4 protein-coding genes, 3 tRNA genes and 3 rRNA genes are annotated in these 11,946 nt (G+C 60.3%); 4 read left to right on the top strand and 6 right to left on the bottom strand.

The window, feature by feature from the left end; genetic code table 11:
- Window positions 1-2: 2 nt before the first annotated feature.
- Both I603_RS08205 and asd read left to right on the top strand, forming a co-directional pair.
- Complete coding sequence (locus I603_RS08205; protein ID WP_068863913.1) at window positions 3-1,865, top strand: methyl-accepting chemotaxis protein; 1,863 nt, start codon at window positions 3-5, stop codon at window positions 1,863-1,865.
- A 32-nt stretch (window positions 1,866-1,897) separates the two neighbouring features.
- On the top strand, window positions 1,898-2,746 hold the full coding sequence (gene asd, locus I603_RS08200; protein ID WP_068863911.1) for an archaetidylserine decarboxylase: 849 nt from the start codon (window positions 1,898-1,900) through the stop codon (window positions 2,744-2,746).
- A 90-nt stretch (window positions 2,747-2,836) separates the two neighbouring features.
- Here the strand turns inward: asd and I603_RS08195 are convergent.
- From I603_RS08195 to I603_RS08170, 6 genes are all read right to left on the bottom strand, one after another.
- Window positions 2,837-2,913: transfer RNA gene (locus I603_RS08195), tRNA-Met, on the bottom strand.
- A gap of 230 nt (window positions 2,914-3,143) precedes the next feature.
- Window positions 3,144-3,258: ribosomal RNA gene (gene rrf / locus I603_RS08190) — 5S ribosomal RNA — on the bottom strand.
- Window positions 3,259-3,393: 135 nt separating this feature from the next.
- A 23S ribosomal RNA gene (locus tag I603_RS08185) occupies window positions 3,394-6,181 on the bottom strand.
- A 261-nt stretch (window positions 6,182-6,442) separates the two neighbouring features.
- Window positions 6,443-6,518: transfer RNA gene (locus I603_RS08180), tRNA-Ala, on the bottom strand.
- A gap of 9 nt (window positions 6,519-6,527) precedes the next feature.
- Window positions 6,528-6,604 (bottom strand) — tRNA-Ile (locus I603_RS08175).
- A 194-nt stretch (window positions 6,605-6,798) separates the two neighbouring features.
- A 16S ribosomal RNA gene (locus I603_RS08170) occupies window positions 6,799-8,283 on the bottom strand.
- Together the 16S, 23S and 5S rRNA genes with 3 tRNA genes alongside form the textbook arrangement of a ribosomal RNA operon.
- 715 nt (window positions 8,284-8,998) lie before the next feature.
- Here I603_RS08170 and I603_RS08160 point away from each other — a divergent pair.
- Window positions 8,999-9,973, top strand: coding sequence for an aspartyl protease family protein (locus I603_RS08160; RefSeq protein ID WP_068863908.1), 975 nt, complete (start codon window positions 8,999-9,001; stop codon window positions 9,971-9,973).
- Window positions 9,974-10,034: 61 nt separating this feature from the next.
- Window positions 10,035-11,882: an ABCB family ABC transporter ATP-binding protein/permease gene (locus I603_RS08155; RefSeq protein ID WP_068864153.1), complete on the top strand. Its 1,848-nt coding sequence runs from the start codon at window positions 10,035-10,037 to the stop codon at window positions 11,880-11,882.
- Window positions 11,883-11,946 lie beyond the last annotated feature (64 nt).

The raw sequence follows: 11,946 nt of genomic DNA, 5'->3' as shown, positions 1-11,946 counted from the left end.
GCATGAACATGATGACTGTCCAGGAGCGCCGCGAGGAACAGGCCGTTCCCGAATTCGTGCGCGACCTCAGATCGGAGTTTGAATCCGAAGATTCGAATACTGGTGCGGTGATCGGCAATGCACCGGCGCAGAGCAGTTTCCTCGAACGCTTCGCGTGGTTCCGCGATCTCAGTCTCGCGAACAAGATCAACGCGATTTTCGGCACCTTCTTCGCTGTCGGTTTCGTCATGTCGCTGGTGCTCGGGCTCGGGCTCGGAGAGCTCTGGAACCGCTACAATGCCACCGCCCGGGTTCAGGAGGCGGTCGTGGCGGCGGGCGAACTGCAATCGGCCGCGGGCGAACTGCGCTATCATTCGGTACGCGCGCTCTATGACAGATCCTCCAGCCTGCGCGAAAGCCAGCGGGCGAGCGAAGCTGCCGTCATGACGCAAGTCTCGGCCCTCGACGCCATGATGAATGAACACGTGTCGGACATGGCCCCGCGTGCCGAAGCCCTGCGCGCGCGCATCGACGCGCTGCGCACCGAATTCGACCGGGCGCAGGAGGCTGTCCGCTCCGGAGACAGAGCCAATGCCGTAGTCACTGCTGTCGCCGCAGAAGGCGATCGTGTGCTGGAAGAAGCGCGCAGCCTGACCATGGACCTGACCGCCCGTGCCGAAAGGCAGGAGACCAGCGGCATCGCCTATTTCTTCAACATGATCCTTATTCTGGCGGTGCTGGCGACGATTGGCGGCGTTGTGCTGCTGCTCGGCCTGGCCTATCTCTCGCGCGATTTCTCGCGCAAGATTGTCGAGATTGCCAGCGGCATGAACCAGCTTTCCAGCGGTGATCGCCACTTCACCATCGAAGGGGGCGATCGCAAGGACGAGGTCGGGCAGATGGTCCGTGCGCTCGAGCTGTTCAAGCGCGCGAACAAATGGATGGAAGACCGCGCGCGCGAACGCTCCGAACGGGTCGAGCAGGAATTGCAGATGCAGCAGGAGCGCGAGCGCGAACGGCTCGAAGCCGAGGCCAAAAAGGCCGCGCTGCTCGACGAGGTGGCGCGCCAGTTCGAGCGCACCGTGGGCGATGTCGTGAACGGCGTCGCCGCGGCATCGAGCCAGCTCCACACCACGGCCACCCGCATGGCATCGAGCGCCGAGGAAGCGAGCCGCCGCACCGGCGAAGTCGCCGCCTCGATGGAAGAGGCCAATGCCGGCGCCACCGCAGCAGCTGCCGCGAGTGACGAGTTCGCGCTTTCGATCAGCGAAATCAGCCGCCAGGCGGCTTCATCCAGCGAACTCGCGCGGCTCGCGACCGAAGCAACGGGCGAAGCGGATGAGACCATCTCCGCGCTCGCCGCCTCGGCCGAGGAAGTCGGCCAGATCGTCGAACTGATCCAGACCATTGCCCAGCGCACCAACCTGCTCGCGCTCAATGCCAGCATCGAAGCCGCGCGCGGCGGCGAGGCGGGCCGCGGGTTCGCGGTTGTCGCGAGCGAGGTCAAGGAACTGGCGATGCAGACGAGCCGCGCGACCGAGAAGGTCGCCGACCAGATCCGCGCGATGCAGTCCACCACCGGCGCGAGCGTCAAGGCGCTGCGGTCGATAGCGGGGCAGGTCAAGGAACTGGAAGCCACAGCCGTCTCGATCGCTACCGCGGTCGACCAGCAGTCGGTCGCGGGACGCGATCTTGCCCAGAGCATCGACCTTGCCGCGCGCGGCACCGAAAAGGTCTCGGGCCATATCGAGGACGTGCGCCAATTGTCGCTCTCGACCGGCGCGGCTGCAAGCCAGGTGCTCTCCAGCGCCAACGAGTTGGAGGCGCAAGCGGCCCATCTCAGCGATCAGGTGCGCGGCTTCCTGGGTCGGGTGCGGGCAGGCTAGGCAGGGGCTGTGCGGGGGGCTAGGGGGTGGCCATGACCACGCCCTTCCTCCTGCTCCAGCGCATCGTCCCGCAACACGCGCTTTCGCGTCTGGCAGGGTCCGTCGCCGCCAGCGAGCGCAGGTGGATCAAGGCACAGCTGATCCGCCGGTTTGCCGCAGCCTACGAGGTTGATCTTGCCGAGGCAGCGCGCGGGATCGACGAGTTCGAAAGCTTCAACGATTTCTTCACGCGCGAGCTGAAATCGGGCACGCGCCCGCTTGCCGATGCGGAGCGGTTCATCCTCAGCCCCGCCGATGGCGCGGTCAGCCAGCTCGGCACGATCAGCAAGGGTCGGATTTTCCAGGCCAAGGGCCGCGATTTCAGCACGGCGGAGCTGCTCGGCCACGGCGATGAAAGCGCGCAACGTTTCGAGGGAGGGACGTTCATCACGGTCTACCTGTCGCCGCGCGACTATCACCGCGTGCACATGCCGGCGACAGGGCGGCTGCAATCGAGCGTCTACATCCCGGGTGACCTGTTTTCGGTCAACCAGCAGACCGCCGAAGGGATCGACCGCCTGTTCGCGCGCAACGAAAGGCTGGCCTGCATGTTCGAAGGCGAGGATGGCCTGTTTGCCAGTGTGATGGTGGGAGCGATGATCGTTGCCGGCATCGATACGGTCTGGCCCCATGCCTTCACCGGCCACGCCCGCGCGCCTGTGCGCGAGGACTTCGGGGCGGATGGCATGGCGCTGGAGGCTGGAGCAGAGATGGGCCGCTTCTATCTCGGATCGACCGTGATGTTGTTGTTCGAACCCGGCCGCGTCGAATGGGATGCGAGCTTATCACCTGGCGCCCCGGTCAGGATGGGGCAGGCGCTGGGCCGGCGGCTGAAGGCCTAGGCAAAGCGCCGATCGTCTGCACGGCGAACACGAAAAGCGCCCGGCAGCGGGGCTGCGGGCGCGATGACCGATGGTGAAGGGTTTTGACGGTGGTTGCGGGAGTTGGATTTGAACCAACGACCTTCAGGTTATGAGCCTGACGAGCTACCGGACTGCTCCATCCCGCGATACCGTTCTTGTCGGCGTTCCTCGCTCATACGACCCTGAGGTCGTGTCGCTGCGGGCGGCCGGTCGGCCTTGCGGACCCTGCGGGTCCGATCAGCCAGCTTCCTTTGCTGTCGCGGAAGGAAGCCTGTGTTTTGCGCCGAAGCGCAAAGACGCCAAAAGGGCCGCCCAGATGGGTCGGCCCTTTCGACTTTGTGAATGGGTTTGTTTCCGCGCATCCACCGGCTGCAATGCCTGGCGACGACCTACTCTTCCGTGCCTTAGGACACAGTACCATCGGCGCTGTCTGGTTTCACGGCCGAGTTCGAGATGGGATCGGGTGGGTCACAGACGCTATGGCCACCAAGCAATGAAGCCGGTGGAATGCGGGTTTAAATCGATGCACACTCACTGCGGGTGAGTGGTAAAGGGCGTATCTGGCTGACCAATTCTCACCTTCAAGCCGATCCTGCAGTGCAGGACTGACGTTGATGGCGGGATTCATCAAGCGCGATATGAACTATTAGGACCGGTTAGCTCCATGCATTACTGCACTTCCACACCCGGCCTATCAACGTGATGGTCTATCACGGTTCAAAGATACCTAATCTCAAGGGAGGCTTCCCGCTTAGATGCTTTCAGCGGTTATCCCGTCCGTACATAGCTACCCTGCGGCACTCTTGGCAGAATGACAGGTACACCAGAGGTACGTTCACCCCGGTCCTCTCGTACTAGGGGCAACTCCTTTCAAGTATCGACGCCCACGGCAGATAGGGACCAAACTGTCTCGCGACGTTCTGAACCCAGCTCACGTACCACTTTAATTGGCGAACAGCCAAACCCTTGGGACCTGCTCCAGCCCCAGGATGTGATGAGCCGACATCGAGGTGCCAAACGATTCCGTCGATATGAGCTCTTGGGAATCATCAGCCTGTTATCCCCGGCGTACCTTTTATCCGTTGAGCGATGGCCCTTCCACGAGGGACCACCGGATCACTATGACCGACTTTCGTCTCTGCTCGACTCGTCAGTCTCGCAGTCAGGCAGGCTTATGCCATTGCACTCTCGCAGACGGTTTCCAACCGTCCTGAGCCTACCATCGCGCGCCTCCGTTACTCTTTAGGAGGCGACCGCCCCAGTCAAACTACCCGCCACAGAGGGTCCCTACACCGGATAACGGTGCGAGGTTAGACATCAGAAAACAGCAGGGTGGTATTTCACCTATGGCTCCACGACAGCTGGCGCCGTCGCTTCAAAGCCTCCCACCTATGCTACACAACTCTTTCCTAATGCCACTCTGAAGCTGCAGTAAAGGTGCACGGGGTCTTTCCGTCTAACCGCGGGTACTCCGCATCTTCACGGAGAATTCAATTTCGCTGAGCATATCCTGGAGACAGTGGGGAAGTCGTTACGCCATTCGTGCAGGTCGGAACTTACCCGACAAGGAATTTCGCTACCTTAGGACCGTTATAGTTACGGCCGCCGTTTACTGGGGCTTCAATTCGGAGCTTTCACTCCTCCTCTTAACCTTCCAGCACCGGGCAGGCGTCAGACCCTATACGTCGTCTTGAAGCCGACTTAGCAGAGTCCTGTGTTTTTGATAAACAGTCGCTACCCCCTGGCCTGTGCCCCCCACCAAAAGTTGCCTTAAGATGGGGCCTCCTTCTTCCGAAGGTACGGAGGCAATTTGCCGAGTTCCTTCAGGATACTTCTCTCAAGCGCCTTGGTATACTCTACCTGACCACCTGTGTCGGTTTCGGGTACGGTCTATACGGAGAGGCTATTTCCTGGAACCTCTTCACTGCCCCACCAATCCAATAAGGAAGGACAATTTACGAGATCCGTCACACATCTCCAGGCCCACGAATATTAACGTGGTTCCCATCGACTACCCCCTTCGGGCTCGTCTTAGGGGCCGGCTCACCCTGCGCCGATTAGCGTTGCGCAGGAACCCTTGGTCTTTCGGCGAGAGGGCATCTCACCCTCTTTGTCGCTACTCATGTCAGCATTCGCACTTCCGATACGTCCAGCGTCGGTTACCCTTCGCCTTCACTCGCTTACGGAACGCTCCGCTACCGCTGCAGTAAACTGCAACCCTAAGCTTCGGTGCATATCTTTAGCCCCGTTACATTTTCGCCGCAGGAACCCTTATTTAGACCAGTGAGCTGTTACGCTTTCTTTAAAGGATGGCTGCTTCTAAGCCAACCTCCTGGTTGTTTTGGGATTCCCACATGCTTTCCCACTTAGATATGACTTGGGGACCTTAGCTGTAGGTTAGGGCTGTTTCCCTTTTGACGACGGACCTTAGCACCCGCCGTCTGTCTGCCAGACAAGACTCGATGGTATTCGGAGTTTGGTTAGGTTTGGTACCGCTCGCGCAGCCCTAGCCCATCCAGTGCTCTACCCCCATCGGCATACATCTGACGCTCTACCTCAATAGATTTCGCGGAGAACCAGCTATTTCCCGGCTTGATTGGCCTTTCACCCCTAAACACAAGTCATCCGAGCATTTTTCAACATGCAACGGTTCGGCCCTCCAGTGCGTGTTACCGCACCTTCAGCCTGCTCATGCCTAGATCGCCGGGGTTCGGGTCTAATCCAACATACTCAGTCGCCCTATTCAGACTCGCTTTCGCTTCGCCTACACCTAACGGCTTAAGCTCGCATGCTAGATTAAGTCACTGACCCATTATGCAAGAGGTACGCTGTCACCCCCTATGGGGCTCCAACTGCTTGTAAGCATCCGGTTTCAGGTACTGTTTCACTCCCCTAATCGGGGTGCTTTTCACCTTTCCCTCACGGTACTGTGTTCGCTATCGGTCATGTACGAGTATTTAGGCTTGGAGGGTGGTCCCCCCATGTTCAGACAGGATTTCACGTGTCCCGCCCTACTCAAGTCCTTCATCATCACTTTCGCATACGGGGCTGTCACCCGCTACGGCCACACTTTCCAGAGTGTTCTGCTAGTTGAAATGAAGGCACTGGCCTGGTCCCGGTTCGCTCGCCACTACTACGGGAATCTCTGTTGATGTCTTTTCCTCCGGGTACTGAGATGTTTCAGTTCCCCGGGTTCGCTTCACCAAGCCTATATATTCAGCTCGGTGATACCTTATCCACCTCGCCCGGCTGGCCCGAAAGCCAACTGGAAGAAATGGTGAAGGTGGGTTTCCCCATTCGGAAATCGCCGGATCAAAGTTTGCTCACAACTCCCCGACGCTTATCGCAGCGTGCCACGTCCTTCATCGCCTGTACATGCCAAGGCATCCACCAAATGCTCTTACCTCACGCTTGAGAATCCACACCATCAACGACAGGCCTGCATAAAAGCCTGATCGCTTGAAGATGGTGGGAGAATTATCTCAGCCAGATAATCAATTTGATTGATTTGTGATGCATCGATCGCCGGCACGAGGCGAACCCCGTCCGATACAATCCATGCGCCACGGCATCGATTTAAAAACCCATTCACAATGTCAAAGATCGGCAACCGAAGTTGCCTGACCCGCCGTAGCGGGATCCGCTTTCGTTTCATCTATCGGACTGAAGTATGCCTGGTGGAGCCTATCGGGATCGAACCGATGACCCCCTGCTTGCAAAGCAGGTGCTCTCCCAGCTGAGCTAAGGCCCCTTAAAGCAATGGTGGGCCTGAGAAGATTCGAACTTCTGACCTCACCCTTATCAGGGGTGCGCTCTAACCGACTGAGCTACAGGCCCACTCCACTGCGTCCGGCCACCATTCCCGAAGGAACAGGCTGCCGCGTGGGCGTGAGCCGGCTCAGGCACACAACCTATCGCAAGCGACAGGCTGTATCCGATTGATGAAAGGACATGAGGACGACGGCAATGTTCTTTGGAAACCGCGAAGCACTTCCCCGGGCTGGCCGAGGCGCTTTCGCGAAGATCCTTAGAAAGGAGGTGATCCAGCCGCAGGTTCCCCTACGGCTACCTTGTTACGACTTCACCCCAGTCGCTGAACCCACCGTGGTCAGCTGCCTCCTTGCGGTTAGCGCACTGCCTTCGGGTGAATCCAACTCCCATGGTGTGACGGGCGGTGTGTACAAGGCCTGGGAACGTATTCACCGCGGCATGCTGATCCGCGATTACTAGCGATTCCGCCTTCATGCTCTCGAGTTGCAGAGAACAATCCGAACTGAGACAACTTTTGGAGATTAGCTCACCCTCGCGGGATAGCTGCCCACTGTAGTTGCCATTGTAGCACGTGTGTAGCCCAGCCTGTAAGGGCCATGAGGACTTGACGTCATCCCCACCTTCCTCCGGCTTATCACCGGCAGTTTCCTTAAAGTGCCCAACTAAATGATGGCAACTAAGGACGAGGGTTGCGCTCGTTGCGGGACTTAACCCAACATCTCACGACACGAGCTGACGACAGCCATGCAGCACCTGTCACTAGGTCCCCGAAGGGAAGAAATCTGTCTCCAGAAGTCGTCCTAGGATGTCAAAGGCTGGTAAGGTTCTGCGCGTTGCTTCGAATTAAACCACATGCTCCACCGCTTGTGCAGGCCCCCGTCAATTCCTTTGAGTTTTAATCTTGCGACCGTACTCCCCAGGCGGATAACTTAATGCGTTAGCTGCGCCACCCAAGTTCCATGAACCCGGACAGCTAGTTATCATCGTTTACGGCGTGGACTACCAGGGTATCTAATCCTGTTTGCTCCCCACGCTTTCGCACCTCAGCGTCAATACCTGTCCAGCGAGTCGCCTTCGCCACTGGTGTTCTTCCGAATATCTACGAATTTCACCTCTACACTCGGAATTCCACTCGCCTCTCCAGGATTCTAGCTTCCCAGTTTCAAAGGCAGTTCCGGGGTTGAGCCCCGGGATTTCACCTCTGACTTAAAAAGCCGCCTACGTGCGCTTTACGCCCAGTAATTCCGAACAACGCTAGCTCCCTCCGTATTACCGCGGCTGCTGGCACGGAGTTAGCCGGAGCTTATTCTCCCGATACTGTCATTATCATCTCGGGTAAAAGAGCTTTACAACCCTAAGGCCTTCATCACTCACGCGGCATTGCTGGATCAGGCTTTCGCCCATTGTCCAATATTCCCCACTGCTGCCTCCCGTAGGAGTCTGGGCCGTGTCTCAGTCCCAGTGTGGCTGATCATCCTCTCAGACCAGCTATGGATCGTCGCCTTGGTAGGCCTTTACCCCACCAACTAGCTAATCCAACGCGGGCCCATCCAAAGGCGATAAATCTTTGGTCCGAAGACATTATCCGGTATTAGCTCAAATTTCTCTGAGTTATTCCGAACCTAAGGGCAGGTTCCCACGCGTTACGCACCCGTGCGCCACTAGACCCGAAGGTCTCGTTCGACTTGCATGTGTTAGGCATGCCGCCAGCGTTCGTTCTGAGCCAGGATCAAACTCTCAAGTTGTGTCACACACCAATCAGGCATGGGGAAAACCCCATCGACCTCACTGGCATGAGCTTCAAGGAGCCGATACCTGCACTGTCAAACGTAATGGATACGAATGAACATGCTTGCCATCCGGGCAGGCGTGGAGCCCGCGTCGGATGTGGCGATCGGCTTGAGTTAACCGGTTACCGGAGCCTTGAGGTCCCCGGACCGGGCGCCGTCGCCCACATGTCCCTTCATCAAAAACCAACGATGTCAAAGAACCGCCAGACAGTAATAGCGGACAGCGATGGTTTCCCCGATTTACACCGGGGGACCGGCTATCCGAATTTGTTGGCGACCGTCGCTAGCGGGGCCGGTCGAAACCGTCAGCGCCGCGTCGGTGAGGGCCATATATGGGCGGCCTCAGATTCGGTCAACGCCTTTTTGCAATTTTATTTCACGCGGGCGCAAGAACCGCAGAAATCCCTCATTTTTTTCCAATTCCAGGCCGCGCTCCGGCACATCTAGCCGCAGGAATCGCGCGGCGGAATCGGGCCGGTCGGGCGATTCAGCCCTCAAATGCCCCCCTGCCGGGCCCGCAGGCCGGGTGAATCGCTCCGTTTCACCCCGGCCTGACGGAGCTCCGGCCATCGCGGATCGATTCGTTGGTCGCGTTTGGGAGTCGCACGCTTCGATGGTAGTCTTGTCGCCAGCGGTGCCCGGCCCGGGGCCGGACCGCCGGGAGAGACCTATGACGTGTCATGCGCCGCAAGGCCTGCCCTTGCTTGCCGCCATGCTGCTGGCGAGCCAGGCCGCAGCCCAGCAGCCGCTGCAATCCGCCGGGACGGGAATCATCGATCCCGCCGCCGCCGAAGTGCTCGCGCTCGAGGAAGAGGCGAACCGCCGGCTCACCGTGCAGGTGCATATCGATGGCAACGGTCCCTATGATTTCATGATCGACACGGGCAGCCAGGCGACCGCCGTCACCCGCGAGATTCACGAGGGACTGCGCCTGCGGCCTGCGGGAACGGCGATGCTGGTGGGGATGGCATCGCGCCGCGCGGTTGATCTGGTCGAGGTCACACGGCTCGACATCGGCAGCCACACCATCACCGATCTCGCCGCACCGGTCCTCGACCGCGAGAATATCGGTGCAGACGGAATCGTCGGGCTCGATTCGCTTCAGGACCTGCGGGTGATGATCGACTTTCGCGACCGGACGATCGCGCTCGAGGACGTTCGCGGCAAGAACGCGCGCAACCGGGGGTTCGAGATCGTGGTCCGTGCGCGCGAGCAGCTTGGCCAGCTGCTGATCACCGATGCGCTGGTCGAAGGCATCCGCGCCACCGTGATCATCGATACCGGCGCGCAGACGAGCCTTGCCAATAATGCCCTGCGCGAGCGCATCAGGACCAAGCGCGCGGCCGAAGTGACCACCACCGACGTGAACGGCGTCGATCTTATCGGACAGATGTCGCTGATGCGCAGCGTCACCATCGAGGGGCTGTCGCTGACCAATATCCCGCTGACCTTCGCCGATGCGCCCGCTTTCGATGCGCTGGGCCTGAGCGAGACGCCTGCATTGTCGCTCGGGATGCAGCACCTTGCACTGTTTGACCGGGTCGCAATCGATTTCGCCAACCGGAGGGTCCTGTTCGACGTGCCGCGCGACGTCGCACGCGCAATCCGCGAGAACCGCTCGAAGGGATATCTGCGCAGCTTCTGACAGGTCGCCCGCGCGCTTGCGGGTTGCGCATCATGGCGTAGGCGACCACATGAGGGCGGCCATGCCACCCGACAGTCAGCAACCCGCCGATCCCGACAAGCCCGCTCGCGCCGTCGAGGGCTGGCCCACGCTGCGCCGTTTCCTGCCCTATCTGTGGCCGAGCGACCATCCCGCCCTGCGCACCCGCATCGTGGTGGCGATGGGGCTGGTGCTGGGGGGCAAGGCGATCACGCTGGCCCTGCCTTTCGCCTACAAGGGCGCTGTCGACGCGATGTCGGGGAACGTCGATGAGGGGCTGATGATCGCGCTGGCGATGGTCGCAGCCTATGCGCTGGGGCGTTTCACCGCGGTCGCTTTCGACAACCTGCGCAACATCGCTTTCGAGCGGGTCGGGCAATATGCCTCGCTGGCGCTTGCAGAGGACGTGTTCCACCGGCTCCACCGCCTGTCGCTCAGGTTCCACCTCGCGCGGCGCACGGGCGAGGTCACCAAGATCATCGAACGCGGCACCAAGAGCATCGACCAGATGCTCTATTTCCTGCTGTTCAATATCGCCCCGACCATCATCGAGCTCGTCGCGGTTGCCGTGATCTTCTACATCAATTTCGGGATCGAGCTGGTGGCGGGCACGGCGCTGACTGTGCTCGCCTACGTCTGGGTGACGCGCGCGATCACCGAATGGCGCACCAAGCTGCGGCGCGAGATGAATGAATTGGACGGCAAGGCGCTGCACCGCGCGGTGGATTCGCTGCTCAATTTCGAGACGGTGAAATACTTCAATGCCGAACATCGCGAGGAGGTCCGCTATTCGCAGGCCGCGCGCGCCTATGCCGAAGCCGCGATCCGTTCGGAAAACTCGGTCGGCCTGCTCAATATGGCGCAGTCGGTCATCACCAATGCGCTGGTGGCAGGCGCGATGGCCTATACCGTGTGGGGCTGGAGCAAGGGACAGTTCACCGTGGGGGATCTGGTGCTGGTCAATACCTACCTGATCCAGCTGTTCCGCCCGCTCGATGTGCTGGGCTGGGTCTATCGCACCATCCGGCAGGGGCTGGTCGACATGGCCGAGATGTTCCGCCTGATCGACACCGATATAGAGGTGAAGGACGTAGCAGGCGCGCCCGCGCTGATCGTGCGGACGCCCACTGTCGTGTTCGACAACGTCACCTTCGGTTACGAGCCGGGGCGTACGATCCTCGACGGCCTGAGCTTCAAGGTGCCTGCCGGTTCGACCACCGCGATCGTCGGGCCTTCGGGTGCGGGCAAGAGCACCATCGGGCGGCTGCTGTTCCGCTTCTACGACCCGCAAGGGGGGCGTGTGCTGGTCGGCGGAGAGGATATTGCGCTCGTCACGCAGGACAGCTTGCGCCAGCAGATCGGTATCGTCCCGCAGGATTCGGTGCTGTTCAACGAAAGCCTCGCCTACAATATCGGCTACGGGGCCGAAGGGGCGGACGAGGCGCTGATCGAACAGGCCGCGCGCGATGCGGCGCTGATGCCGCTTATTTCCCGCCTGCCCGAAGGCTTCGGCACCATGGTCGGCGAACGCGGCTTGAAGCTGTCGGGCGGCGAGAAACAGCGCGTCGCCATCGCCCGCACGCTGGTCAAGAACCCGCCGATCCTGCTGCTGGACGAGGCGACCAGCGCGCTCGACACCCGCACCGAACAGGAAATCCTCGGCACGCTGAAGCGGCTGGAGGAAGGGCGCACCACCATCGCCATTGCCCACCGGCTGTCGACCATCGCGGATTCGGACAACATCCTGGTGCTCGATCACGGGCGGCTTGCCGAAAGCGGCACCCATACTGCACTTCTGGCGAAGGGCGGACTTTATGCCGAAATGTGGTCGCGCCAGGCGAGCGAGCAGCGCGGCGAAGGCGAAGCGGTCGCCAGCGAAGCGGCCGAATAATAGCGCCGCGCCGGGCATTGCCCCTGACCATCGCGCTGGTTAGTCCTGCTCCATGCCCTCAACC

Origin of the sequence: Erythrobacter dokdonensis DSW-74 (assembly GCF_001677335.1) — a bacterium.
GTDB classification, from domain to species: Bacteria; Pseudomonadota; Alphaproteobacteria; order Sphingomonadales; family Sphingomonadaceae; genus Erythrobacter; species Erythrobacter dokdonensis.
This window is presented reverse-complemented; position numbering and strand designations above follow the sequence as displayed.